This is a genomic window from Pseudomonas sp. R76, assembly GCF_009834565.1.
GTDB lineage: Bacteria > Pseudomonadota > Gammaproteobacteria > Pseudomonadales > Pseudomonadaceae > Aquipseudomonas.
In genome coordinates this window covers 2,962,996-2,987,801 of the sequence record NZ_CP019428.1, presented here as the reverse complement: position 1 = coordinate 2,987,801, position 24,806 = coordinate 2,962,996, and the positions used below count along the sequence as shown (strand labels likewise).

Below are 24,806 nucleotides of genomic sequence, written 5' to 3'. Positions count from 1 at the left end.
CTGTCCGCCTTCTTATTGTTTTGTCGGTTCGGCGCCGGTCGGCGTGGCGACACGAACACCGCCCTGCCCGACCAGAATCAAGTTGCCGTTGCCCGCCGCCGTGACCGCCGAGAGTGAAATGCGGTCCGGGCGATTGAACACGCTGAAGGTTTGCCCATCGTCGTGGCTGACCACCACGCTGCCGCCGTTGCCGACCACCACCAGCGAGCCGTCATCAAGCAGCGTGGCGCCCGACAAGCCGAACTCCAGGGCGCCGCGCGCGGCGTTCAGTTCAACCTGTTCCCACGTGCTGCCGAAATCCGTGGAGCGGTAAAGATTGCCGCGCAGGCCGTAGGCCAATAGCGTTTGCGCTTGCGCGGTGCTGATCACGCCAAACAGCGAGCCTTCGTACGGGCCTTCGAGCTTTTGCCAGGTCTGGCCGTCGTCGCTGGAGCGGAACATGCTGCCCTGTTCGCCGACGATAAACAGGCCGGCGTCCTTGATGTGAGCGATGGCGTTGAGGTGGAACTGGTCTTCGTTGTCGAGGCGGTCACTGACGTCTTCCCAGGTGTTGCCGCCGTCGGTGGTTTCGATCAGCGCACCGTAGGCGCCCACGGCCAGGCCGTGCTCGGCGTCCTTGAACCAGATGTCGAGCAGTGGGGCTTCGCGCTTGAGGTCTTGGTATTGCTGGGTCCAGGTGGCGCCGCCGTCGACGCTTGCGAGGATTTGCGCATCATGGCCCACGGCCCAACCGTGTTTGTCGTCGACGAAGAACACCGCCGTGAGCAGTTGCCGAGTCGGCACTTTGGCTTGGGTCCAGGTGCTGCCCTGGTCATCGGAATAGAGGATGTGCCCGCGATCACCGACCGCCACCAGGCGCGAGCCTGCGTGGACCACATCGATCATCAAGCCTTTGGCGGCCTTGGGGGTTTGAATCGCAAATACCGGCTGTGCGGTGGCATCGCCGGCGGCCAGCACGGGTGTCGACAGCGCCGCAAACAGCGAGAGCGCTGTGGCCAGCATCGCAACCCGGCGTGCGGCGCGCGGGCGGCAAACAACCCAACCCATGACAGGCTCACTCATAGACCTTTCTCCCGATTTATTATTGTTAGGTCGTCTTGCCTTCCCGGGCCCTGAAACCTGCAATCTAGAGCGCCTGAAGGAAGCAGGGGCCATCCTATCGGGCTTTCGAATCGTCTGACAATCGGCGCTACGTTATCTTTTGTTAACTGGTGGCGTTTGCCGATGGCCTGAATGGGACAGTATTACTGCGCATGATGATGATCGTTCCCACGCTCCTGCGTGGGAATGCATCCCGTGACGCTCTGCGTCACTCGCGGGACGCGGAGCGTCCCAGGCGGCGTTCCCACGCAGAGCGTGGGAACAATCAGATTACTGCGCATGATGATGATCGTTCCCACGCTCCTGCGTGGGAATGTATCCCGTGACGCTCTGCGTCACTCGCGGGACGCGGAGCGTCCCAGGCGGCATTCCCACGCAGAGCGTGGGAACAATCGGATTACTACGCATGATGATGATGATCGTTCCTACGCTCCTGCGTGGGAACGCATCCCGTGACGCTCTGCGTCACTCGCGGGACGCGGAGCGGCCCAGGCGGCATTCCCACGCGGAGCGTGGGGACGATCGGGCGGAATGAATTTTTATTCCATATCTTGAATTATGTGAATTTTTATTCCATTAATAGCCCTCCTGAAAACAATAATCCAAAGGACCACCGCTATGCGTGAACTCGGAATCGGCCTGATCGGCACGGGCTTCATGGGGCGCGCCCACGCCCTGGCGTTCAACAATGCCCGCGCGGTATTCGAACTGCCGGTCACCCTCAAATTGGCCGCCCTGGCCGATGCCGATACCGAGCGCGCCCAGCGCTGCGCCAGCGCATGGGGGTTTGCCCAGGCCCATGGCGACTGGCAGGCGTTGATCGACGACCCCAAAGTCGATGTCGTGGCCATCACCACGCCCAATCACCTGCATTACCCCATGGCCATGGCGGCGATCGCCGCAGGCAAGGCGGTGTATTGCGAAAAGCCGCTGGCCGTCAGCCTGGAGCAGGCCGACGCCATGCGCCGCGCCGCGAGTGCAGCCGGGGTGGTCACGCGGGTCGGCTACAACTATCAGCACAACCCGATGATCGGCCTGGCCCGGCAGATGATTGCCAAGGGCGAGCTGGGCGAGATCATCAGCTTCCAGGGCGAATTCAGCGAAGACTTCATGGCCGACCCGAGTTCACCCTGGTCATGGCGTTGCGAAGTGGAACACGCCGGAGGTGCCCTGGCGGATCTGGGCAGCCATTTGCTGTCGATGGCGCGCTATTTGGTCGGCGATGTACACAGCGTGTGCGCCGACACCCAGACCGTGCACGCCCAACGCCCAGTCGTCAAAGGCAGCAGCAACCTCAAACCCATCGCCGTGGATGACCAGGTGCATGCGCTGCTGCGCTTCGCCAATGGCGCGCGTGGCACAGTGAGCAGCAGTTGGCTCAAGCATGGCTACAAGAACCACCTGAGCTTTGAAATCAGCGGCACCCAAGGCACCTTGGCGTTCGATCAGGAGCGCTTGAATGAACTGCGTGTTTGCCGCGTCGGCCAGGACGGCTTCCAGCGTGTGCTGGCCGGCCCCGCCCTGCCCGGCTACGCCGCATTCAGCCCGGCCGCCGGGCATCAACTGGGTTACAACGAATTGAAGACCCTGGAAGTGCACGAGTTGATCATGGCGCTGGCGGGGCACGGCGCGGATGGCACTGATTTCGAGGGCGCCTGGGCAGTCGAGCAACTGGCAACGGCGATTCGCCTGGCGGCCATTCAAGAACGGTGGGTTGAGGTCAGCGAACTTTAGACAACTCGCGCGCTTCGTGGGGTTGGCGTGTACGCCCAATGCACGTCAACCTGCATGAGCGGGGTAACTTTTCTCTCGCCCTAAACAAATAAACCCCGACACACCTACACTCTTTATCACCCCTGCTCTCGCACAACTTCAACACTCTATTTAACTGCCCATTTAAAAAATATACATTTAAGTCATACATAGACATATACCCCTGATTGGCATTCCCTGCCGAAAGACTTACTTTACCGTTTACACCCACTAACCCATGCACTACTTCTCACTTCTCTCTTATGCCAGGGATTGCCATGTCTATTACCCGAACCAACACGAGCGCACCTTATTACGCCCCTCAGCCCACATTAGATCATCCTTCTTCCCCCGTTAAACAGGACTGGCCAAGTGCTTCGCCTGAAGGGGATATCCCTGCACAGCTCACCCGTGAAAACCATAGAATCAAAGATCGAAACGGCGATGGCAAAATAACCATCGGCTACAGATTCTTCGATTCATCGGACCCTCAAGATCCCTGGCATAACAGCAGTGGAACACTGGCACTGAGCGACGCCAGAAAAAAAGCCTTCAGAAGTTCAATCAAGGCGTGGGAGGACGTGATTAAGGTCAAATTTACCGAGAATGCAAAAGACGCCGACGCCATGCTGGTTGTTCATGGCAATAACGGCGTGGGTGGTTACGCCACAATGCCTTCCGATTACAGTGGGCTCATGAGCATCGGAATCGGCCTGGGCAACAAGAATCTACCTCTGAACTCTTCAATGATTCACGAAATCGGTCATAGCCTGGGGCTGGGGCACCCGGTCGGACGTCATCCCGAAAACAACAAGACCCATACGGCCATGTCATACAACACCCATTTTTGGCGGCCCTTTGATGAGCATGGCTCCAGCATCTCGGATAGCACCGCGACGCCGATGATGCGTGATATTACCGCTGGGCAGAGTCTCTACGGCGCCAACGATAAAACCCGCACGGGTGATACCACTTACGGCTTCAACTCCAATGCTGACCGCGATTACTACCGCTTGAACTCCCCCGATGACCTGACCGCGATCTGCGTATGGGACAACGGCGGGAATGACACCCTGGATTTTTCGGGTTACCGGCAAAACCAGAAGATCGACCTGAACGCCGAGCAGCTTTCGAACGTAGGTGGCAGAAAAGGCAATGTGTCGATTGCCAAGGGCGTTGTTGTGGAAAATGCCATTGGCGGCTCGGGGAATGACGAGCTGATCGGCAACCAGGTCAGCAATCGCCTGACGGGAGGTGCGGGTGCGGACAGATTGCACGGCGGCGGCGGCGCGGATACGTTTGTCTACACCCGTATCAGCGACTCGCCGATGGAAAGCCCGGACATACTGGAAGACTTTGTTAGTGGTGTCGATAGAATTGATCTTTCCGGACTATTGAAGGACGCCGGTATTGCGAAGCCGAAAATCACCAGCGTACTCACCGATCGGGCCGCTGAATTAGACGGTCATAAAGGCGAACTGGCATTAGACTACGATAAAAATTTCAAGATGCACAGATTGATACTTGTGCTGGACAACATTGGCTCCATGCTGGTTATTCTAAGCAAGAACCCGATAAAACCTGGCGACCTAGTTACCGGCGACCATTCACAACTACCGATCACACCGCCCATGCCAGATCCTGCACCCCCGGCTTATAAAACCTATAACTATGACGCAGTCTCCGACTCCCCCTACCAAAACTCGGACTTGCTCACAAACTTCACGACAGCCAAGGACAAGATCGACTTAAGCAACCTAAGTAAAAACTCACAGGTAACGCTCAACCACGTCAATAGGTACACAGGACGAATTGGCGACACTGTTCTTACCGTTAACCCGGCAACCAATCGGTACTACATCGGTATCGATATGACGGGAAATCGCAGGACCGACTTTTTGGTAAGAAGTACGAAGCCGATCACAAGGCAAGATGTTATTGGCGTCCAGTTCCAGTAATGCGGTGATCTCTTAACGCCAAGACCGGGAGCGGCAAACCGCCACTCCCGCGCGCATTCAAATCAGATAACGAACCGCGCCACCATCCCATTCAAATCCACCGCCAGGCGCGACAACTCATGGCTGGCCGCACTGGTCTGGTTAGCCCCGGCTGCCGACTGGGTCGCCAGGTCACGGATGTTGACCAGGTTGCGGTCCACTTCACGGGAAACCTGGGCCTGTTCTTCCGACGCGCTGGCAATCACCAGGTTGCGTTCGTTGATCAGGCTGATGGACTGGGTGATCTGCTCGAGTGCCACGCCCGCAGCGCGGGCCATTTCCAGGGTGGTCTGGGTGCGCTGGTTACTCTGCTGCATCGATTGCACGGCTTCACCGGTGCCGGTCTGGATGCCGGCGACCATTTTTTCGATTTCCTGGGTCGACTGCGCGGTGCGATGCGCCAACGCCCGTACTTCATCGGCGACCACCGCGAAGCCACGCCCGGCTTCACCGGCGCGGGCCGCTTCAATCGCCGCGTTGAGCGCCAGCAGGTTGGTCTGCTCGGCAATCGCGCGAATCACGTCGAGTACCTTGCCAATGTCACGGCCTTGAGTCGCCAGGCCTTCGATCATTACCGAGGTGTTTTGTACGTCCTGGGTCATGGTCTGGATCGCGCCGACGGTCTCCACCACGCGGTCACGACCTTCACGTGCCGCCTGGTTGGACTGGCTGGAGGCTTCGGAGGTGGACACCGCGTTGCGCGCGACTTCTTCCACGGCGGCGGTCATCTCGTTGACGGCGGTGGCAGCCTGGTCGATTTCGTTGTTCTGTTGTTGCAGGCCTTTGGAGGCTTCTTCTGTGACCGCGCTCAGCTCTTCGGCGGCGGACGCCAGTTGCGTGGCTGAACCGGCAATGTGCTGGATGGTCTGGCGCAGGTTGGTTTGCATGGCCGACAAGGCACCGAGCAGGCGCGCCGGTTCATCCTTGCCATCGTCTTCGATGGGTTTGCTCAGGTTGCCACCGGCGATGGTTTCGGCCGCTTCCACGGCTTTGCGCAGCGGCGTGACGATGCTACGGGTCAGCAGCCAGGCCAGCAGCACGGTCATCAAGGCGGCCACGACCGACACGATGATGATCCCGGTGACTGCTTGCTGATAGCTGCCTTGCGCTTCAACCCCGGCCTGATCGGCGTCGGCACTGTTGATGGCGATCAGCTTGTTCAACTGCTCGCCCATCAGGTCGGTGCCGTCCTTGATACGCGTGTTGATGAGCGTGCGCATCTCCTCGACTTTGTTCTGCTGGGACAGCGACATCATCTCGGCCTGGGCCGTGAAGTAGCTGTCCAGGGTCGCGGCGAAGGTTTTGTACAAAGCCGCCTCTTCCGCGCCGGCCGGCATGACCGCATAAGCCTTCTGAGCCTGCTTGACCTTGTCGACCAAAACGCCCACGCGGACCTTGGCTTCGTCCAGGGCCGCGGGCTCGCGGTTGATCAGGATGCGGAAGGACAAAATGCGCAGGCGCAGAACGTTTTCCGTCATGTTGCCGAGAAACTTCACGCTCGGTAGCTGGTTGGTCCCCATGTCCAGCGATGCTTGGCGGATAGTCGTCATGCGGTTGACGGCAAACACGCCTAGGATCACGACCAGCAACGCAATGAACGCAAAACCGAGAAACGCGCGAGGGGCAATATTCAGATGACGAAGGGACATAGGGATGCTCTCGAGAAGTAGTGTTGGCGAGCGTCCCTGCCGCGACACGATCAGTCGGCGTCAACGCGCCGCTCTGACCTTTGCGCACCCTTGTTGTAATAGTGGGGTGGGCTTACCTACGGTATCGGCCGGCGTGTGAATTTTATGCAGGATGTTTCGAAATATTTTTACACACTTCTGACTGCAGGCACTTTCTGGCATCCTGCGCGCCCCTTTCCCTACCGGGCCTGTATTTTGTCTGACGCTCAAACCCCTCGCCCCCGCTATAAATCCGACCTGATCTACGGCCTGGAAGACCGCCCGCATTTCACCGCCGCGATTTTCGCTGCGCTGCAGCATGTGCTCGCCAGTTTCGTCGGCATCATCACCCCCACCTTGATCGTCGGCGGCGTACTTGGCCTTGAAAGCGAAGTGCCGTACCTGGTGAGCATGGCGCTGTTCGTGTCGGGGCTCGGCACCTTTGTGCAGGCGCGCACATTCGGCCCGGTCGGTTCGGGCCTGTTGTGCCTGCAGGGCACCAGCTTTTCGTTTATCAGCGTGATCCTCAGCGCCGGTTTTATGGTCAAGGCCCGGGGCGGCGGCACCGATGAAATCCTCTCGACCATTTTTGGTATCTGCTTTTTCGCGGCCTTTATCGAAGTGGTGCTCAGCCAGTTCATCGGCAAATTGCGCAAACTGATCACCCCGGTGGTAACCGGCACGATCATTACCTTGATGGGTCTGTCGCTGATCAAAGTGGCGGTCACCGACATGGCCGGCGGTTTTGGCTCCAGCGACTTGGGCGCGGCGAGCAACATGGGCCTGGCGGCGCTGGTGCTGCTGACGATTGTGGTTCTGAACCGCTTCAGCAATCCGTTCCTGCGCCTGGGTTCGATCGTGATCGGCCTGACGCTGGGGTTCGTCGTGGCCTGGTGGATGGGGCGCGTCGACCTGGCAGCCTTGCCGCAAGTGCCGCTGATCAGCGTGCCGGTGCCGTTCAAATACGGCTTCTCGTTCGACTGGGTGGCGTTTATTCCGGTCGCGGTGATCTTCCTGATTTCGCCACTGGAAGCCGCCGGTGACTTGACTGCCAACTCGATGATTTCCCAGCAGCCGGTCAAAGGCCCGCTGTATATCAAGCGCATTAAGTCGGGCCTGTTGGCCGATGGCCTCAACTCGGCCATGGCGGCGACCTTCAACAGCCTGCCGATGGTGACCTTCGCGCAGAATAATGGCGTGATCCAGCTGACTGGCGTGGCCAGCCGCTATGTAGCGTACTTTATCGCCGGCCTGCTGGTGCTGCTGGGGCTGTTCCCGATGATCGGCGCGGTGCTGCAATTGATGCCTAAACCGGTGCTCGGCGGCGCTACTCTGATCATGTTCGGCACTGTGGCCGTGGCCGGGATCAAGATCCTCGCCGAAGCCGGGCTGCACCGGCGCAATGTGCTGATCGTGGCGATCTCGCTGGGTATGGGCCTGGGCGTGGCCGCCGTGCCGGAGGTGTTGCGCGACCTGCCCAAGGCGCTGCACAACATCTTCGAATCGCCGATCACCGTGGGCGCGTTCTGTGCAATCCTGCTGAACATTTTCCTGCCGGAAGAGTTCATAGAGCTGGAAGAAGATGAATTTGATCCGGAGTCCTCTACCCTCAAGGTCATGCAGGACCCGGACGTCACGAAATAGGAGCACCTTATATGCGCAAGCTTATGGTTCTATCGTTACTGCTGCTGACCTTGAGCGCCTGCGCGCTGTTCCCCAACCGCGACCCGGTGAATATCACGGTGGTGGGCATCGAGCCGCTGCAAAGCCAGGACCTGGAAGTGCGTTTCGCCGTGAAGCTGCGGGTGCAAAACCCCAATGAAATGGCGATCGACTATAGCGGCGTAGCCCTGGACCTGGACGTTAATGGCCGGCCGTTGGCGTCGGGGGTGAGTGATCAAAGCGGCAATATCCCACGCTTTTCCGAGACGGTACTGACCGTGCCGGTGAGCGTTTCGGCGTTTTCCGTGTTGCGCCAGACCCTGGGCCTGAGCCAGACCCAGAGTTTGAACAACCTGCCCTACGTATTGCGCGGCAAACTCGCAGGTGGGCTGTTTGGCACCATGCGCTTTGTCGACCGCGGCACCTTGAACCTGCCAAACACGGCCACTTGGTAAACGCCATGCAACCGACGTTGTTCACCGACAGACTGATCCTGCGCCCGCTGACCCTCGACGATGCCGAGGCCACCCAGGCGCAGTTCGCGCATTGGGAAGTGGTGCGCTACCTCAATGCCCAGGTGCCCTGGCCGTACCCGGCCGACGGCGCGCGCCGTTATATTGAAGAGGTGGCCTTGCCGGGCATGGCCAGTGGCGACCAATGGCATTGGTCGATCCGCCTCAAAAGTCCGCCGGAGCAGTTGATCGGCAATATCAACCTGACGGACGAGCAAGACGACAACCGAGGTTTCTGGCTGGGCCCGCAATGGCAAGGCCAAGGGTTTATGAGCGAAGCCAGTGCGGCGGTGACGGAGTTCTGGTTCGAGGTACTCAAACGCCCACGGATGCGCGTGCCCAAAGCCGCGCCAAACTTAAGCTCGCGGCGGATTTCCGAACGCACCGGTATGCGCCTGATCCGAACGGATGAAGGCCAGTTTGTCGCAGGCAGCTTCCCGCGGGACATTTGGGAGATAACCCGCGAGGAATGGTTGGAATCACGCGCTTAGTGTGGGAGCTGGCTTGCCTGCGATAGCGCCGGGTCAGGCACAAATGTGTCAACTGACACGCCGCTATCGCAGGCAAGCCAGCTCCCACAGTGTGCTCTACCGCGTTTTAATCAGTGACGGTGCGCACGCCAGGCTTGGCGCGCTCATCCACCACCAGCTCGAAAATATCCGGCCGCGCGTAATGCCCCACCACGTCATAGTCATAACGTGCGCGCACCAAATCATCGGTGTTGATCTGCGCCGTCAACAGCCCCGCCTCGCCGCGTAACGGCCCCGCCAGAATATCGCCCATCGGCCCGACGATCACGCTGCCGCCGGCGATCAAAGGGCGGTCTGACGGCCAGTTGGCCACCTGCACGCCCAGCGCCTGCGGCGATTCTTGCACCTGGCAGGCACTGACCACGAAGCAGCGGCCCTCATGGGCGATATGGCGCATGCTCACCTGCCACATTTCACGTTCATCCACGGTGGGCGCGCACCAGACCTCCACGCCTTTGGCGTACATCGCCGTGCGCAGCAACGGCATCATGTTTTCCCAGCACACCGCGCCACCCACGCGGCCGACCGCGGCGTCGATCACCGGTAAGGTCGAGCCATCGCCGGTGCCCCAGATCAGCCGTTCGGTGCCGGTGGGCATCAACTTGCGGTGCTTGGCCACCAGGCCACCCGACGGCTCGAAATACAGCACGGTGCAGTACAAGGTGCTGCCACTGCGCTCAATCACACCGATCACCAGGCTGGCACCGGTACGCGCCGACAACCCGGCCAGCGCCTCGGTCTCGACCCCAGGCACATCGATGGCGTTGGCAAAATACTGCGCAAAGGCTTCGCGGCCTTCCGGCAGGCGATAGCCCAATTGCGTGCCGAAGCCCTCGCCCTTGGGGTAGCCACCCAGCAAGGCCTCGGGCATTACCACCAGTTGCGCACCACTGCGCAGGATATCGTGCTCATACGTCAGGATTTGCGCCAGGGTGTCGGCCTTGCCACCTGGCAGCGAACCGATTTGCAAAGCAGCCACAGTTGAAACAGGCATCACGCTCACTCCGAATATTGGGGTTGCCCATTCTCCGGCGCGCAGCAATCATGAATAAAGCCCACCTCAGTGCTAAATGATATGAGCCAAATGAATATCGCCCAGGTTGATTTGAACCTGCTGAAAACCTTCGAAGCCCTGCATGACGAGTCCAGCGCCAGCCGCGCGGCGTTGCGCCTGGGCGTCACCCAATCGGCAATCAGCGCGGGCTTGCGGCGATTGCGCGAGCTGTATGGCGATCAATTGTTTGTGCGTACCGGGCGCGGCTTGGCGCCAACCTTGCGCGCCAACCAGTTGAAGCCGGTGATCAGCGAGGCGCTGGACCGCTGCCGCCAGAGCCTGGCGATGATTAACCCGGATAACCCGCACTATCAGGGGCGCTCGGTGGTGCTGGGTTTATCCGATGATTTCGAGATTGCCCACGGCCGTCGGCTGATCGAGGAGATTGCACGGCGCGCGCCGAAGCTGCGCGTGATCTTCCGCCAGACCCACAGCCAGATCGTCGCCGCGGCCCTGCTCGACCGTACCCTTGACCTGGCAATAACGGCCGGTGGTTTTGCCGAGCGCCGGCTGAGCCGACAAGTGTTGGGCGAAGGTGATTATCGCTGCTTGGTGGACCCGGCGAGTCTGGCACCGGGCCAGGACAGCATCAGCCTGGAGGCATTCGTCACACGCGAGCATGTGCTGGTGTCATCGGGCGGGTTTATCGGGATTACCGATGAAGGCTTGGCGGCGCAGGGGTTGAGCCGCCAGGTGTGCGCGTCGACCAGCCACTTTGCCGCGCTGCCGTTTTTGCTCAAGGGCAGCGCGGCGGTGGCGACGATTCCCGGGCATGCCGCCGAGGCGATTGCGCAGATGACCGGCTTGCGTGTGCTGCCCTGCCCGCTGGCGCTGCCACGCTACCCGGTGGAACTGGGTTGGCGCACCCAGGCGCAGCTGGATCCGCTGTTGCTGAAAGTACGCGAGGCGATTGTGGCGTGCTTTATTTCGCCGCCGCCATCAGCTTGTTGACTTCGCTGCGCACCATGTTGGAAAACTCCGGCGGCGACATGCCGTCAAGCTCGGCGCGCACCCACTCGGCCCACTTGCCTTTGCGCTTGGCGCGCTCGCCGAACAAGCGTGCCGCTTCGCCTTTGGCCTTGCCCAGGTTGGTTTGCCACAGGTCGTAGAGGCGGGACTTTTCATCTTCCAGCTCGGCGCGTTCGGCGAGGGTTTTGTTGGCCAGATTGAAGCTCATGTTGAATTACCTGCTGCACAAATAGGTGACATCTTACACTGTAGGTCGAAATATCCTGATTCGGATTTTACCCCCAAATAGCTCGCGGCAAAAAATCTGCAACTTTTGCCGTCGCCCGATACTCCATTGTTCACTGTCACATTCACTCGCAAGGAGTCACACAATGGCCCGCAAAACCGCTGCCCAAGCTGTCGAAGACCAAATCAAGGATCAAGCCTTCAGTGAACTGACGGCGTTGATTGAAGAATCGGACAAACTGCTCAAGAGCAGCGCCGCCCTGGTAGGCGAAGAAGGCGAAACCTTGCGCGAGCAGGTCGCCATCAAGCTCAAGCAGGCGCTGGAATCGGTGTCCAACGTGCGTGAACGCAGTAAGCCGGTGGTCGATGCCACCGAGACCTACATCGGTGGCCACCCGTGGCAGACCGTAGCGATTTCCGCAGGCTTTGGCCTGGTGGTGGGCCTGTTGCTCGGTCGTCGCAACTAAGCCATCGCTGCTAAGCCATCGCAGCTAAACCCTTGAGGCTGCGCCGCTGGCGCAGCCCCTTTTAGCCTTCGGCCAGTGCCTGCAACTGCTGAAGGTCCTGCGCGTCAATCTCGATCCCCATTTCCTGCGACTTCGCCCGTGTGCGATGGCGCCGATCCCCCGGCAACCGCCGCAACCCCGCCGCATGCATCTGCCGCACCAATTCCTGGCTGCGCTCGGCGAAGTTTTGCCCGACGGTTTTGCTCGGGTCGATCAGGATCAGCAACTGCCCGGTCCACGGCGTGCGGGCGCCGGGGTGATCCGACCAGTTGAATTCAAACGAGAAGTTCCCCCCCGTCAGGGCGGCCGCGAGCAATTCGACCATCATCGATAACGCCGAGCCCTTGTGCCCGCCAAACGGCAGCAGCGCCCCGCCCTCAAGGATGGCCTTGGGGTCCTGGGTCGGCTGGCCCAGGCTGTCGACGCCCATGCCCGGCGGCAAGCGCTCGCCCTTGCGCGCGGCAATTTGTACGTCGCCATGGGCGATGGCGCTGGTGGCCAGGTCAAACACAATCGGCGCGCCATCTGCCCGTGGCGCGGCAAACGCGATCGGGTTGGTGCCGAACAGCGGCCGGTCGGCGCCATGGGGCACCACGCAGGTCATGCTGTTGACCACGCTCAGCGCCACCAGGCCTTCTTCGGCGAACGGTTCGACATCCGGCCACAACGCGGCGAAATGATGAGAGTTGTGAATGGCCAGCAGCGCAATCCCGGCACTGCGGGCTTTTTCCACCAGCAGCGCGCGCGCAGCTGCCAATGCGGGTTGGGCGAAGCCGTTGCAGGCGTCAACGCGCACAAAACCGGAGGCCACATCCGTGACCACCGGCAGGGCCTTGCCGTCGACCCAGCCACTGGCCAGGGTGCTGAGGTAACCGGGGATGCGAAAGATGCCATGGCTATGGGCGCCATCGCGTTCGGCGCTGGCGCAATTGTGCGCCAGGATGGCGGCCACCTCGGGCGAGGTCCCGTGCCGGACGAATATCTGTTGTAGCAAGGCCACCAGCTCAGTAAGACCGATGGAGGTTGAAGCCGTAGCCAGTGTCGGAGACTGCGCAGACATTTGAAGCTCCGTTTTTATGATTGGAGGGCGCAACGAATGAACATACAGGCCTCGATAAAACACCACGCACGGCGCCTGCTGTCAACTTGCGCAGGGGCTGATTATGTACCCCGGCCTGCCAATCACGCGTACTTACCCTGTCGTCTTCCGAGCACACTGGAGACTGATCATGGTCCGCGTCACCCCACCGTACTTTTTCGACGAATTCCTGCAGCCCATCAGTCGAAAAACCCCCAGCGACCGCGAGCGCGCATTGGGGCTCACCACCCAAGACCTTGATTGGCTGCATAACCTTTACTACGCCAGCGATGCCGCTCGCCAGGATACCCAACTGCGCGGCCATCCGATGCGCGTCGAGAGACTGCTGATCAACGTCTCAGGTCAACCGGCGACGCCCATCGCCGGTGCATTTGTGATGAGCCCCAGCCCGGATGGTGCCAAGGCCCTGCTGTACACCCCGTATGGCGGCATTCAGGTTGCTGACGATCATGCTTCGCTGCTCACCGAAGTGGGCGAGCAGTTGGTCGACCCGGTGCAGCGCGTCGAATGGCTGAGCTTCCTGTCGATTACCCAGCGCAACGCGTTGCCTGTCGGCACCACCATCATGTTGACCACTGCAACGATCGAAGGCTCGGTGCAAGTGGACCAGGAGCAGACGCTGCAGGCCTGCCAGCACGCCAACGTGCAGGCGATGCTTGCGCACCTGCAAAAAATCCCGACCTTGCCCGGCATGCTCGATACGCTGCTCGGCATCATGGCGCGCGCTGACTTCCCAGGGCTGGATCAACGCCATACGCAGGTGAACTGTTTTGTGCAAATGCCGGGGGGCGGCGGTCGACGCTGGGTCGAGTCCCAACCGTTAAGCGAAGCGCTCCTGCAGTTTTATGTACGACATGCCTGGCCCAAGGCGCAAACCCGCGAGTTCATTAACCCCCGGCATGTCACCAGCACCTTCACCCAGCCCCAACTGGAACAAGATCAGCAGCATTGGGAAACGCTGGTCGAACAGACCTCCAGCATCTTGTCAAAGCTGCTGGACAGCCTGCTGCAGACTTACTGGAACGAGGACACCGGCAGCGGCACCTCGCGCCTGGATTTTTTCGCGCAGGTCATGGCTGACAAGTTTCGTCTGGATATCTTGCTCAAGCGCCAACAAGAAACCCTCACTGCCGACCAAAGCCACACGCTCCAGGCGCTGTTCCTCAGCGACCAGACCGCCCGCAGCCACTACGCCAGCCGCCTGAGCGTGGAGAAAGTGCGGCTTTACGCGCCGTATCAGCACTATGTGGAGCTGGCCGGCACGCTGATGCTCAGCGAAACACACGCTTACCTCTACACGCAATCGCGCGGATTGCAGGTGCTCGAAAACCTCGATGATCTGAAAGACACCTTGTTGAGCATGCTCAAGGCCGCCGGGCACGAAGATGAGTTGCTCAACGTGCTCTCCCTGGATGAACGCAACACGTTTATGAGCCTGGACCAGATAAACATCGCGGCCGGCCCCGTCACAGGCGGCGTGTTCACCGGCATGGTCGAAGACATTGCACTCAAGCAGATCAGCAATATGAACCACGCACTGGAACTTTACCGGCGCAGCGACGGCCAGGTAGACCTGGCTGCGCTGCTCGATTGCGCCCTGGATATACGCACGATGCTGGACGATCGCCTGGCACCGCTGGACACCGCCGGGCGTTGGACGGTTCATCCGGTCACCAGCGGTAACAGCCGCCCCTCTACGGTAAAAGCCGAGCGCGCCAAGCTGCACCTTCAACGCCTGACGGCGGCCGAGGAGGCGCTGGCCATCGAGCGCAAACAGCATCCGACCTTGCGCAGCATGGTCACCCTTGCCCTGGACGCGCAGCTGCAGGCACAGCAATTGGAGGTGAAGGCCGATGAGGTCTACATCAACAGCTACGAAACGCCAGCCCAGGAACGTGAAGAGCGCCCGCCCGTGTCGTCGTTGAGCATGGTAGAGCACTTCATCGAGCGCTTGAGCCTTGAAGCCGCACCGATTGCCGGCGCCGACACCACCGGCTTTTACAAAAAGCTCAACCCGCGTGTGGCCCAGCAGTTGCACAGCATGACCCTGAGCACTTTCAACGACGTGATTGACCGAGTGTTGAAGGTATTTGCTGACAACGATATGCATAACCTCCCACGCCTGTTTTTGGGCAACGCCCGTGACAAGCATGCCCACTCAATGCGCCTTGGGTTGCAAAGCGAGGCCGAAATGCGGGTATTGGGTAAAACCATGACCGCCCGCAGCCAGGCGGTGCTTGATACGGTGCTGCGGCCGGACAGCCTGCTGCGCTTGACCCGTCACGGCCTCAACGGCTTTTTGCCGGATGCCTACGCATTGACACTGGGTATTGGCACCTCGGCGGCCACCAGCCCCCTTGCCAACCTGTTTGTACTGACTGAACGCGGCGGTATTGACCCCGAACGCTCAGGCCGGGTCGTGCTGTGGACGCCTCGGCTGGGCCATGAAGTGTTTACGTCGATTGAAACCCTGCGCAGTGCGTTGACACAGCGCCTGGCGCATCCGATCAAGCGTTTGAGCCTGCTGGAAAACCTGCCCGTCTCCCTGCGCAGGCCCCATCAGGTGTATCGGTTGGGCCCGCTGCAACGCATCGATGACAACGTACTGAACAACCGCCTGCAAACCTACAGCGATTACGTGATGGACGGGGTTGATCACCTGCTTTCCATGAAGTTACCCGCGCGTGCCCTGCAAGACCGCCTGGACAACGTGCTGGAGCAGGCCGCGCCCACCAATCTGGCACGCGCGATCGCGGTGGCCGGCGCCCTCGTCAACCAGCAGGCGCTGCCCGTGTGGCTGGGCATGGCAACGACTCAGGACCAGATCCACCACGCTGAACTGCTTGAGCAATACCACAACAGTGCACCCGACGAAAAAGACTACTTGCACGGCATCGTGCCCGTGCGCAAACATGCGTTCACAGCCCTGCAGGCACTGCTCAAGGCACGGTTTCCCGACCTTGACCTCTCGCCGGATGACATTCAACTGCCGGTGCACCAGGCGCTGGACGTCCATGTATTGAGCCTGACCGATTTTGCCGTGCGTCACTGGCCGGACCTGGAAGCCGAAAACCTGCGTCCACGTTCACGCACTGCCACGCCGCTGCCGCCTGCACTGGACGCCAGTACGGTGATCCAGATGGTCCGGCAGCTGGACCTTAAAACCGCTTACCACAGCGTGGTACAGAACACGCTCAACGCCCAGACCGAAGCGGCGCGCAAACGCCGGCGCCTGTTCTGCCGTCAGTTGCCTTGGCAAATGCTGCAATACGCCCACGAGCAAAAGCTGCAGGAACGCCTTACAGCGCGGGCCCTTGGCTACATCCAGCAGGTTTTCAACATGCCCGATGCCCTGGCACGCGCAACCCTTGCGGGCGCGACCGCCATTATTCGCCCGCTGGCGTTGATAGCGACCGATGGCGCTGCGGCCGTGAAGGCATTGGGCATGTACCTGATTGGCCCTGAAAGCAGCAGCGCCGGGCCGCTGGTGTTATATGCGCCCTACAGCGAAAACCATGTGCTCAAGGAGTATGCAAACGAACAAGCCTTGCTGGATGAATTGGAAAAGCCGGGTGCACTTCAGGATTGGACCTTGCGGCACTTGGAGCTGGCGCATCAGGCCACTTACCGCAACCTGCTGCAAAACAACCGGCATCGCCCCTCCGACATCCGTCTCGCCGCGTCTGCGGTGAGCGGCAACGCCCTGCACGCCCTGTTCAGCGACAACACGCAAATGCTGCTCAAGATGCTGGCTTGCCAGTTCAAGAAAGACGCCAAAGTTCTATGGGACACTGCGGTCAACCTGCTGGGCGAGGACATTCCCACGGCCGTGCGCTTCATGGCCGGAAAACTTGCGTACCCTCTGGTGGTGTGGCGCAGCTACCGATTGTTCAAACGCTCAGCCGAGGCGCTGCAGTTGCACAAGTGGAGGGCTGCCTTGAAGGACTTTATCGCGGGCGTGGCGCAAATGGCGGCGCTGCGTGGGGAACTGGACGGCAGCGCAAAACCGCCGCCCACAGAAAAACCCGTCACGCTGGCAGAGCTGTCGGACGACACGCTGCCCACGGCGACAAGCCTGAGCAGCCTGGACATCACCGCCCCCTCGCGCACTGAGTTACAGCCTTTCGAAGATCACGATATCGCGCTGAAGGACCTTGAAAAAAGCCCCACCAGCCATGTCTATCACGACAAGTCCAGGTCAAAAAGCTATGTGCCACTGGACGGAAAAGTCTACTCAGTCAAGAAAACCGCCCAGCACTGGCGCCTGTCCAAGGACCCACTGAACGGCGCCTACGTGGGCCGCAACCCACAAGGTAAATGGGTGCTGGACCTGCGTCGGCATAACCCGCGCTTCGGCAAAGTACTGTCGCGCTACAGAACGCGCAACGGCGAGCGCGAGACGATCAACATCGAAGCGAGCGGCATACGCGCGATTGCCAACCTGTCCAACTGGAAAGCCCAGGCCATCAATGAAGCGTTGAACGTGGCGACTTATTACGGCGTCACCTGCAAGCGCAACATCGCGCACTTTTCGCTGCAACGTGATCCCAATAGCCGCGTCGGCCTTTTTTTGGGGGAAATGTTCGGTGTGATCAGCATCAGCCCGCAGCAGCTCAGTCGGGTCGAGAAAATTATCGATGGCATACTCGATGAATTAAGCGACCCCAGCTTGACCGGGCCCGATTCCAAACGTTTTGTCAGCGGCACCAGCCGCGTGAGCATGGCGCAGGAATACGCCTTTGTGATTCCTGAGGACCGGGAGCGCAAACTGTATTTGCTCAACCGGTTCTTTGATCCGGACATGGACGAGTACCAGAACCGCTTGAACTCACCCTTCGATATCTCGGCCCACGCCAGGGCCAGCACGTTGATTCACGAATTGACGCACTTGAGGCTGCGTACCGAAGACATCGCGTACATGGACACGATGCGCCCCTTTCCCGACTTGATTAACCCTGCGCAGCCGGGTGCGCAGTTGATGAAGACGACGCTGGAAGATTTGCGCAAGACCGCATTGTCGACGCTGACACCCGCCACAATGCTGTTCAAGACCTGGGATGATTTATCGGCGACATGGGAAGACTACGGTGCGGACAGCGGCACCCATTACATCAAACAAAAAGTCCTCAGCGCCACGGGCGCCAAGGACCTTGATGACGCCCGGCAGGTATTCATGAGTGACCCCGACAAGCGAATCGACACCATTTTGGCCAACGCCGACTCAGTGACTTATCTGATTACTCACCTGGGCCGTTTGCTGGATGCGGGAGCCTGAGCGGCCCCCGGCAGTGCCTCAGTCTTTCTGGTCACGCAGGATATTGCCCGAGGCGCCGTCGATACGTGCTTCATAGACCGTGCCATCGGACTTGCGGCCTTTGACTTCCCAATAGCCATTGTCGTCCGCTTCGGCCGCGTAGACCTCAACGTACCCGGCCTTGGTCTTGGCCACTTCGATGGCCTTTTCAATGGTAATCCAGCCCGCGCCCGGCTTATCGGCCAGGGCTGCGCCGGCACTCAGCAAAGCGGTGGTTGCACACAGGGCGACTAAGGTTTTCTTCAGCATGTTCGTACTCCTTTGTGGGAATGACGGACTCGTGTCCTGTGATTTCTGAGTTTTCCAAACGAGAATAAGTTCCAATTGATGTGCAATCGCCATGATGGTTGTTCTCGCCATCCGCCTCGGGAGGTTAGAATGTGCGAAATCAGGATGGATTAATGAGCGAAAACTCCCTTTCAGAAGCCGAATACGACGCCATCACCGACGCCGCTGCGCATTGGTGCATGCGCCTGCATGCCGGTGATTGCACGGCTGAAGAACGTCGGGCGTTTACGCAATGGCACGATGCCGACCCGCTGCACGCCTTCGAATACGCGGCCATGCTGGAAATCTGGGACGTGGCCGACCACCTGCCGCGCAGCGAGCCTTCGCCGGTGGTACTGCCGTTCAAGCAGCGCAGCCGCTTGCGCACTTACGCCGTCGCTGCAGCAGTGTGCCTCGCCGCCTTGCCGCTGGCAGCCTTCACGGGCTGGGAAGCAGGCTGGCTGCCCAGTGCCTATGAGCATTTCGATGCTGCCAATGGCCTGCGCAAGGTCACCCTTGGCGATGGCAGCCAAGTCGAGTTGAACCTGGGCACCGAATTGGTCTACCGCAATTACAAGGATCAGCGCCAAGTCACCTTGAAAAAGGGCGAAGCGTTTTTCAAGGTCACCCATGACCGCGGTCACCCGTTTATTGTGAAGGCCGGTGACGGGCAGGTTCGGGTCACCGGCACCCAATTCAACGTATGGAAGTATGAAGATCAGGTCCGGGTGATGTTGCTGGAAGGCTCGGTGCAGATTTCCAGCGATACGCAGCACGCCGGCGTGCCGCTCAGCCCTGGCATGCAAGCCAGTTACCACACGGGTGACGCCACCCCGCAAGTCGCCGCGATAGACCCCAACGACGCCGGCCTGGCATGGCGCCAGGGCAAGTTGGTGCTCGACAACCTGGCCCTGGCCGACGCGTTGCCGCTGATCAACCGCTACCTGAACAAACCGGTGATGCTGGCAGATGCCAATACAGGGGCGATTCGCATTGGCGGCATCTACAACATCAATGAGGTCAACAACCTCGTCCCTTCCCTGCCCAAGGTTTTGCCGGTCTACCTGACCCAGAATCAGGACGGCAACCCCGTACTCAATTCCATCCCGCGTAAAGCGCCGAAGGGCTAAGCCTGCCTGCTCACACGGGCTCGCTTGCGCCCGTGGTGTCCATTTTTGAAACACTTCCCTGGCCTGAACCGCCCGCCCGGCGCGGATTCATGGCTTTGTCATGTGCAGTGTTTCATCGCTGAGACAGCCAACAGGTGGGGCTGCGCATAGACAGCCGCAGGGCGAGTGTTGCGCGGATGAAACACTTCGGCCGTCACCACCCCACGCATTAATCGCAACCTACTGAATATTCAAGAAAAATCAAAAGCGGCACGCGTTCTGCTCTTTCCCTTACAGCGCTGTTTAGGGTCAGCGCGAAGAATAAGGAACACTGCCATGGACACACACAATCAAGGCTCCTTGAGCCTCCTGCTGATCAGCTGTGCACTGAGTGCCGGTGTGAGCCTCCCAGTGCTCGCGGAAGGTGATGGTGTGATCGTGATTGAACGCCAGGTGCAACCGTATTCGATCGGCCGTACAAGCGGCACCGCCCCCTACCCCACCACCGTCAACGCCAACCCGTCTGCGCAAATCTTCCGCGCCTCCACCAATGAGCTCAGCGACCACGACATCGCGGGCATCAGCAGTGGCTCCAGCATTACACGCAGCATCATGCCCAATGGCGACATCACCGGTTTGAACAATATCGGCAGTGCCAACAACCTCGGTGCAGGCAGCGCAGCGGGCCATAGCGGCAGCGGCGGCGGCATCGCCGGCACGGTAAACGGCGCGATTTCCAGCGGCCTCGCCCCACTGAACAACATCAGCGGCATGGTCGGGGGGGCAATGAAATGAACCGCTCCTGGATGCTGCTTGCCGCGCTCGGTTGCACAGCGGCCATGGCCGACAGCAATAACAACGCGACCATCGATAACTCGGGCAAGCAATACAACGGCGTGGTCACGGTCAACCAGGCCGCCGGCGACCAGCAACAGCTGAGTAACAACGTTGCCATCACCGTCGGCCACAACGCCCAGACGACCATCGCCGTCACGCAAAAAATCAGCGGCGCCGCCGCCGACCGCGCCCTCAACGCCAAGGCCGCGATCCAGGGCAACTCTTTCAGCAATGGCAACGGTGCACTGAGCGTCAACCAGTCCGCCGGGGCCCAGAACCAGATGATCAATGCCGTGCGAATCAGCGTCAGCGCTGGCCCGCAAAGCATCGACGACAGCGTCATGTCGCAACAGACCGTTGCGCTTGCAACCGACTCAGGGTTGACCTCTACCACTGGCAGCCGCCAGGTCGTTACCAGCGACCAGGCCTTCACCGGCAGCCGTGGAGTGGTTCAGGTCAACCAGAGCGCCGGGGTGGGGAACCGAGTGGCTAACACCCTGAATGTACGACTCAACTGATGGAGCTGAGTCGATAGCTAGACCGTACCAACACTTAACCAACTAATAGAAGCAAGGAGATACACCATGAAAACTACAATGGCTCTTAAACCACTGGCTTTCGCTCTCGCTGCGCTCATGGCTGTTGCTGCTCAAGCGGGTCAACCTAACCATCATCCTCAGCCTGCGCCAACGACCGCTTCCGCGACGACTCTGGACGGTCAAAGCAACCACTACAACGTGGTGATCAATGACAAAACCAAAAACAACGCTTCGGCCAATGACTCCTACAACCACAGCAGTGGCGTAGCGAACGGCAACGTGCTGAGCGGTGACAACAACCAAGGCAAAAACGACGTGGCCATCGTTTCCGGTGATGCCGACTTCGTGTTCGCCAGCGCCGGTACCGCACAATCGAACACCGGCAACTTCGTGCTCAACAGCGGCACCAAAAACAACGCTTCGCTCAACGACAGCGGCAACAACGCATCGGGCATCATTCAGTTGAACGCAGCGTCTGGCACCTCCAACCAAGCCAGCAACAGCACTGCAATTGCCTCGGGCAATGGCGACGGCGGCGCAGCAGCGGTCACCGGCGTGCAGGACGTGTCGGGCAACCTGACGCTCAACCTGAGCAGCGGCCACGGCTGGAGCACCAAACCTGTGGTCAACAACGCCAGCGTGAACAACTCGATGAACTACAGCTCGGGCGTATCGAACTCCAACGTTCTGTCGGGCAGCAACAACCAAGGTCAGAACAACGTAGCAATCACTCGCTTCTGATCCAGATCGGGCCTTGGCAACAAGGCCCTTTTTATTTCCAGTGTCCAACAGGTCATACGATCATGCGCCTCGTTGCCGTCCTCCTTTTGCTCGCACTCACCGGCCCGACCTGGGCAGGCCAAGTGGCAATCGTCATGCCCGGTGGCGGGCTGATGTACAAAAAGGTCGAGAGCATCCGCGAGCGCAAATTCGCCAACCTGGTGGAACAGAAAACCGATTTCAGCTGCGGTGCCGCCGCGCTGGCGACCATCTTGCGCCAAGCCTATTGGATGGACGTGGATGAAGACCACGTCATCAAGGGCATGCTGGTCAATGCCGACCAGGATTTGGTGCGCACCCAGGGCTTCTCGATGCTCGACATGAAGCGCTACCTGGAAAGCATCCACATGCGCGCCAAGGGCTACCGGATTACGCCCGAAGTACTGATCACCGTGAAAGTGCCGGTAGTGGTGCTGCTGGAGATTCGCGGCTACAAGCACTTCGTGGTGATGCAGCGTGCCGACAAGGACTGGGTGTACATCGGTGACCCCGTGCTGGGTAACAAGCGCTATGCCAAAGACGATTTCATCAAAGGCTGGAATGGCATCGTGTTCGCGGTTATCGGCGAGGGCTACGACAAGACCAACGCCTTGCTCACCCCGCCCGCCCCACTGACCGCCAAGAACCAGCTGAACGAGTTCAGCCCGGTACGCGACAGTGAATTGATGGACTTCGGTTTCATCCAGAGCGACTTCTTCTAGAAGCGCAATAAGGAGCAGGACGCTCCAGGAGCAAACGATGAACACTCTCCGTTGGCTGACGGTCATGTGCCTGGCAGCCGCAGCACCGGCTTACGCCTCCTCGGCGTTCAAGCCAATCGAACTCAAGGACTCGGAAATGGCTGACCTGCGTGGGCGCTATGTGATGCCCGGGCGGATTGTCAGCTTCGGCATCGTGATGAGCAGCACCTGGACCAACGCCGCCGGTGCGAGCGTCACCGGCACCGCGAATATGCAGGTCAACTTGTCCACCATCACCCCACAGTTCTACGTGCAGATTACCGGCAACGACGGCAGCGGCGTGATCAAGCAGCCTGAAGGCACTGGCACGGTGGTGGGTGGCGCCGGCCTGGGCAGCGGCCAGGGCGTCGTGCAAAGCGTGCGCGCCGCCGGTGATGGCAACACCGCCAGCAACGGCGTCGATATTAACGTTAACAAAAACGGCCTGGCACCTGCCAACTACGTGCAATCCGGGCAGGCCTTGATGGCCGGCCAGCCGATTACCGGAGGCACCGCGGCGGGCCAAGTCACGGTCACGGCCAACAATGGCGGGCTGCAAATGGCCCTCCAGGCCAATAACAACCAAGGCAATGTGGTGCAGCAAATCGGCGGTGGCAACGTGCTGCAAGGCACCGTTATTCAGGGCAACAGTAACTTCGTGAACAATTTGACCCAGCTCAATGTGGTGTTGGGCAACAACGGTTTGAACAACATCACGCAGAACCTCAACCTGGATCAACTCAAAGGCCTACGCCCTGCCGGATATTGAACTACGCTGTGCCTCGACACTTACGCATTAGAAAGGGACGGCTTATTTCATGCATCGATCGTTATCGTTACGTGCCGTGGTTTGCTTGAGTACGCTCCTGCCCGCATCCATGTTGTATGCCGCGCCGGATGCCGATATCGAAACGTTGAAGCAGGAACTGCTGGAGCTCAAGCAACGTTATGAAGTGCAGCAAAAAGCACTGGCCGTATTGGAGCAACGCGTACGCCAAGTAGAAGACCAACCTGCCACACCCGCGCCAAAACGCTTGGCCAAATCCCCTGCCGACTTCCAGAAAGGCGGCACCACGGTGGCCGGCAATACCCGTGGCGTCGGCGCCGCTGCAGCCTCCGGCGGCGCAGCGGGTGGCAGTTCATACGGGCAGAGCCTCAAGGACGACTCCGCCCCGGCGCAAAGCGTGAGCAACTTGTACAACGAGGCCAGCGGCTTTTTCGGCAACGGCAAGTTCAGCTTTGAAACCGGCATCACCTATGCGCGCTATGACGCTCGCCAGTTGTCGCTTAACGGTTTTCTGGCGCTGGACTCGATTTTCCTCGGCAATATCAACCTGGACCGAATCAAGTCGGACAGCTGGACCCTGGACCTCACCGGCCGCTACAACCTGGATAACCGTTGGCAGTTCGACTTGAACGTGCCGGTGGTGTACCGCGAATCGACTTACCAGTCGGGAGGCGCCGGCGGCAGCTCCAACGCCACATCGGAAGGTACGGTCACCCGTGACCCAACCATCGGCGATGTCAACTTCGGCATTGCGTACAAGTTTCTCGACGAGAGCGCCAACCTGCCGGATGCGGTGGTGTCGGTTCGCGTCAAGGCCCCCACCGGCCAAGACCCTTACGGCATCAAGCTGATCCAGCAACCCGGCAACGATAACCTCGCCGTGCCGGAAAGCCTGCCTACGGGTAACGGTGTGTGGTCGGTGACTCCGGGTATTTCCCTGGTCAAGACCTTCGACCCGGCCGTACTGTTCGGTTCGCTGTCCTATACCCATAACTTCGAGGACTCGTTCAGCGACATCAGCCCCAACGTCAACCAGAAAATCCCTGGCAAAATCAGCCTGGGCGACAGCTTCCAACTCGGTGTGGGCGTAGCTTTTGCCCTCAACGAGAAGATGAGTATGTCGTTTTCCGTGTCTGACCTGGTGCAACGTAAAAGCAAGGTCAAGCAGAGTGGCCAGGATTGGCAGTCGGTGGTGTCCAGCGATGCCAACGCCGGTTACTTCAACGTGGGCATGACGATTGCGGCGTCGGAGAACCTGACGATTGTGCCGAACCTGTCGATTGGGATGACGGATGATGCGCCGGACTTTACGTTTAGTCTGAAGTTTCCGTATTACTTCTAGGGACGGCGGGACGCGGAGCGTCCCTGGCTACATTCCTT

General features: G+C 59.9%; 21 protein-coding genes. 15 read left to right on the top strand and 6 right to left on the bottom strand.

The genetic code is table 11. The annotated features are described in order from the left end of the window. Positions 1 to 12: 12 nt before the first annotated feature. A complete protein-coding gene (locus PspR76_RS13560; protein ID WP_174245674.1) occupies positions 13 to 1,047 on the bottom strand; it encodes a WD40/YVTN/BNR-like repeat-containing protein in 1,035 nt (344 codons plus the stop codon). A gap of 672 nt (positions 1,048 to 1,719) precedes the next feature. On the opposite strand from PspR76_RS13560, the gene PspR76_RS13555 reads away from it, so the two are divergent. Beyond that, complete coding sequence (locus PspR76_RS13555) at positions 1,720 to 2,835, top strand: Gfo/Idh/MocA family protein (protein ID WP_159955975.1); 1,116 nt, start codon at positions 1,720 to 1,722, stop codon at positions 2,833 to 2,835. Between the two features lie 296 nt (positions 2,836 to 3,131). Beyond that, entirely contained in the window at positions 3,132 to 4,811 is a 1,680-nt protein-coding gene (locus PspR76_RS13550) for a M10 family metallopeptidase C-terminal domain-containing protein (RefSeq protein ID WP_159955973.1), read from the top strand. A 62-nt stretch (positions 4,812 to 4,873) separates the two neighbouring features. Here the strand turns inward: PspR76_RS13550 and PspR76_RS13545 are convergent, their stop codons facing one another. Beyond that, positions 4,874 to 6,499 carry a methyl-accepting chemotaxis protein gene (locus PspR76_RS13545; RefSeq protein ID WP_159955971.1) on the bottom strand — a complete coding sequence of 542 codons (1,626 nt, stop codon included), beginning with the start codon at positions 6,497 to 6,499 and terminating at the stop codon, positions 4,874 to 4,876. A gap of 234 nt (positions 6,500 to 6,733) precedes the next feature. On the opposite strand from PspR76_RS13545, the gene PspR76_RS13540 reads away from it, so the two are divergent. The 3 genes from PspR76_RS13540 to PspR76_RS13530 are packed head-to-tail and all read left to right on the top strand — an operon-like array spanning position 6,734 to position 9,182. Next, positions 6,734 to 8,161 (top strand): nucleobase:cation symporter-2 family protein, encoded by a 1,428-nt coding sequence (locus PspR76_RS13540; RefSeq protein WP_159955969.1) that lies wholly within the window; start codon positions 6,734 to 6,736, stop codon positions 8,159 to 8,161. Between the two features lie 11 nt (positions 8,162 to 8,172). Further along, positions 8,173 to 8,634: an LEA type 2 family protein gene (locus PspR76_RS13535; protein ID WP_159955967.1), complete on the top strand. Its 462-nt coding sequence runs from the start codon at positions 8,173 to 8,175 to the stop codon at positions 8,632 to 8,634. A gap of 5 nt (positions 8,635 to 8,639) precedes the next feature. Beyond that, the gene (locus PspR76_RS13530) at positions 8,640 to 9,182 is read left to right on the top strand and encodes a GNAT family N-acetyltransferase (RefSeq protein WP_159955965.1); all 543 of its coding nucleotides are present in this window, start codon (positions 8,640 to 8,642) and stop codon (positions 9,180 to 9,182) included. A 106-nt stretch (positions 9,183 to 9,288) separates the two neighbouring features. Here PspR76_RS13530 and PspR76_RS13525 read toward each other — a convergent pair whose 3' ends face one another. Then, positions 9,289 to 10,215, bottom strand: a complete 927-nt coding sequence (locus tag PspR76_RS13525) for a carbon-nitrogen hydrolase family protein (RefSeq protein WP_159955963.1) — start codon at positions 10,213 to 10,215, stop codon at positions 9,289 to 9,291. A 90-nt stretch (positions 10,216 to 10,305) separates the two neighbouring features. Here PspR76_RS13525 and PspR76_RS13520 point away from each other — a divergent pair, with 90 nt between their 5' ends. Then, a complete protein-coding gene (locus tag PspR76_RS13520; RefSeq protein ID WP_159955961.1) occupies positions 10,306 to 11,226 on the top strand; it encodes a LysR family transcriptional regulator in 921 nt (306 codons plus the stop codon). Here PspR76_RS13520 and PspR76_RS13515 read toward each other — a convergent pair. Next, positions 11,198 to 11,452, bottom strand: a complete 255-nt coding sequence (locus PspR76_RS13515; RefSeq protein ID WP_003190904.1) for a hypothetical protein — start codon at positions 11,450 to 11,452, stop codon at positions 11,198 to 11,200. The genes PspR76_RS13520 and PspR76_RS13515 overlap by 29 nt on opposite strands. A 163-nt stretch (positions 11,453 to 11,615) precedes the next feature. On the opposite strand from PspR76_RS13515, the gene PspR76_RS13510 reads away from it, so the two are divergent. Continuing rightward, positions 11,616 to 11,936 carry a DUF883 family protein gene (locus PspR76_RS13510; RefSeq protein ID WP_159955959.1) on the top strand — a complete coding sequence of 107 codons (321 nt, stop codon included), beginning with the start codon at positions 11,616 to 11,618 and terminating at the stop codon, positions 11,934 to 11,936. A gap of 61 nt (positions 11,937 to 11,997) precedes the next feature. Here PspR76_RS13510 and PspR76_RS13505 read toward each other — a convergent pair whose 3' ends face one another. After that, the gene (locus PspR76_RS13505) at positions 11,998 to 13,035 is read right to left on the bottom strand and encodes an Ldh family oxidoreductase (RefSeq protein ID WP_159955957.1); all 1,038 of its coding nucleotides are present in this window, start codon (positions 13,033 to 13,035) and stop codon (positions 11,998 to 12,000) included. Between the two features lie 169 nt (positions 13,036 to 13,204). On the opposite strand from PspR76_RS13505, the gene PspR76_RS13500 reads away from it, so the two are divergent. Further along, positions 13,205 to 18,349, top strand: coding sequence for a dermonecrotic toxin domain-containing protein (locus tag PspR76_RS13500; protein ID WP_159955955.1), 5,145 nt, complete (start codon positions 13,205 to 13,207; stop codon positions 18,347 to 18,349). Between the two features lie 18 nt (positions 18,350 to 18,367). On the opposite strand, the gene PspR76_RS13495 is transcribed toward PspR76_RS13500, so the two are convergent. Next, a complete protein-coding gene (locus PspR76_RS13495) occupies positions 18,368 to 18,637 on the bottom strand; it encodes a PepSY domain-containing protein (RefSeq protein WP_016979404.1) in 270 nt (89 codons plus the stop codon). 152 nt (positions 18,638 to 18,789) lie between these two features. Here PspR76_RS13495 and PspR76_RS13490 point away from each other — a divergent pair, with 152 nt between their 5' ends. The 7 genes from PspR76_RS13490 to PspR76_RS13460 all read left to right on the top strand — a co-directional run bounded on the left by PspR76_RS13490 (position 18,790) and on the right by PspR76_RS13460 (position 24,768). Next, positions 18,790 to 19,785 carry a FecR family protein gene (locus tag PspR76_RS13490; RefSeq protein ID WP_159955953.1) on the top strand — a complete coding sequence of 332 codons (996 nt, stop codon included), beginning with the start codon at positions 18,790 to 18,792 and terminating at the stop codon, positions 19,783 to 19,785. Between the two features lie 315 nt (positions 19,786 to 20,100). After that, positions 20,101 to 20,559, top strand: a complete 459-nt coding sequence (locus PspR76_RS13485) for a hypothetical protein (protein ID WP_159955951.1) — start codon at positions 20,101 to 20,103, stop codon at positions 20,557 to 20,559. Then, the gene (locus tag PspR76_RS13480; RefSeq protein WP_159955949.1) at positions 20,556 to 21,119 is read left to right on the top strand and encodes an adhesin; all 564 of its coding nucleotides are present in this window, start codon (positions 20,556 to 20,558) and stop codon (positions 21,117 to 21,119) included. The genes PspR76_RS13485 and PspR76_RS13480 overlap by 4 nt, the downstream gene beginning before the upstream one ends. A 66-nt stretch (positions 21,120 to 21,185) precedes the next feature. Further along, positions 21,186 to 21,881 carry a heme utilization protein gene (locus PspR76_RS13475; RefSeq protein WP_159955947.1) on the top strand — a complete coding sequence of 232 codons (696 nt, stop codon included), beginning with the start codon at positions 21,186 to 21,188 and terminating at the stop codon, positions 21,879 to 21,881. Between the two features lie 62 nt (positions 21,882 to 21,943). Continuing rightward, positions 21,944 to 22,621, top strand: coding sequence for a C39 family peptidase (locus tag PspR76_RS13470; protein ID WP_159955945.1), 678 nt, complete (start codon positions 21,944 to 21,946; stop codon positions 22,619 to 22,621). Between the two features lie 37 nt (positions 22,622 to 22,658). Beyond that, a complete protein-coding gene (locus PspR76_RS13465; protein WP_159955943.1) occupies positions 22,659 to 23,408 on the top strand; it encodes a hypothetical protein in 750 nt (249 codons plus the stop codon). Between the two features lie 49 nt (positions 23,409 to 23,457). Continuing rightward, on the top strand, positions 23,458 to 24,768 hold the full coding sequence (locus PspR76_RS13460; RefSeq protein WP_159955941.1) for a hypothetical protein: 1,311 nt from the start codon (positions 23,458 to 23,460) through the stop codon (positions 24,766 to 24,768). Positions 24,769 to 24,806 lie beyond the last annotated feature (38 nt).

Excerpts from the sequence above, each read along its gene's own strand:
- PspR76_RS13560 (WP_174245674.1), bottom strand. The coding sequence starts at position 1,047 with ATGGGTTGGGTTGTTTGCCGCCCGCGCGCCGCACGCCGGGTTGCGATG.
- PspR76_RS13555 (WP_159955975.1), top strand. The coding sequence starts at position 1,720 with ATGCGTGAACTCGGAATCGGCCTGATCGGCACGGGCTTCATGGGGCGC.
- PspR76_RS13550 (WP_159955973.1), top strand. The coding sequence starts at position 3,132 with ATGTCTATTACCCGAACCAACACGAGCGCACCTTATTACGCCCCTCAG.
- PspR76_RS13545 (WP_159955971.1), bottom strand. The coding sequence starts at position 6,499 with ATGTCCCTTCGTCATCTGAATATTGCCCCTCGCGCGTTTCTCGGTTTT.
- PspR76_RS13535 (WP_159955967.1), top strand. The coding sequence starts at position 8,173 with ATGCGCAAGCTTATGGTTCTATCGTTACTGCTGCTGACCTTGAGCGCC.
- PspR76_RS13530 (WP_159955965.1), top strand. The coding sequence starts at position 8,640 with ATGCAACCGACGTTGTTCACCGACAGACTGATCCTGCGCCCGCTGACC.
- PspR76_RS13525 (WP_159955963.1), bottom strand. The coding sequence starts at position 10,215 with ATGCCTGTTTCAACTGTGGCTGCTTTGCAAATCGGTTCGCTGCCAGGT.
- PspR76_RS13520 (WP_159955961.1), top strand. The coding sequence starts at position 10,306 with ATGAATATCGCCCAGGTTGATTTGAACCTGCTGAAAACCTTCGAAGCC.
- PspR76_RS13515 (WP_003190904.1), bottom strand. The coding sequence starts at position 11,452 with ATGAGCTTCAATCTGGCCAACAAAACCCTCGCCGAACGCGCCGAGCTG.
- PspR76_RS13510 (WP_159955959.1), top strand. The coding sequence starts at position 11,616 with ATGGCCCGCAAAACCGCTGCCCAAGCTGTCGAAGACCAAATCAAGGAT.
- PspR76_RS13505 (WP_159955957.1), bottom strand. The coding sequence starts at position 13,035 with ATGTCTGCGCAGTCTCCGACACTGGCTACGGCTTCAACCTCCATCGGT.
- PspR76_RS13500 (WP_159955955.1), top strand. The coding sequence starts at position 13,205 with ATGGTCCGCGTCACCCCACCGTACTTTTTCGACGAATTCCTGCAGCCC.
- PspR76_RS13495 (WP_016979404.1), bottom strand. The coding sequence starts at position 18,637 with ATGCTGAAGAAAACCTTAGTCGCCCTGTGTGCAACCACCGCTTTGCTG.
- PspR76_RS13490 (WP_159955953.1), top strand. The coding sequence starts at position 18,790 with ATGAGCGAAAACTCCCTTTCAGAAGCCGAATACGACGCCATCACCGAC.
- PspR76_RS13485 (WP_159955951.1), top strand. The coding sequence starts at position 20,101 with ATGGACACACACAATCAAGGCTCCTTGAGCCTCCTGCTGATCAGCTGT.
- PspR76_RS13480 (WP_159955949.1), top strand. The coding sequence starts at position 20,556 with ATGAACCGCTCCTGGATGCTGCTTGCCGCGCTCGGTTGCACAGCGGCC.
- PspR76_RS13475 (WP_159955947.1), top strand. The coding sequence starts at position 21,186 with ATGAAAACTACAATGGCTCTTAAACCACTGGCTTTCGCTCTCGCTGCG.
- PspR76_RS13470 (WP_159955945.1), top strand. The coding sequence starts at position 21,944 with ATGCGCCTCGTTGCCGTCCTCCTTTTGCTCGCACTCACCGGCCCGACC.
- PspR76_RS13465 (WP_159955943.1), top strand. The coding sequence starts at position 22,659 with ATGAACACTCTCCGTTGGCTGACGGTCATGTGCCTGGCAGCCGCAGCA.
- PspR76_RS13460 (WP_159955941.1), top strand. The coding sequence starts at position 23,458 with ATGCATCGATCGTTATCGTTACGTGCCGTGGTTTGCTTGAGTACGCTC.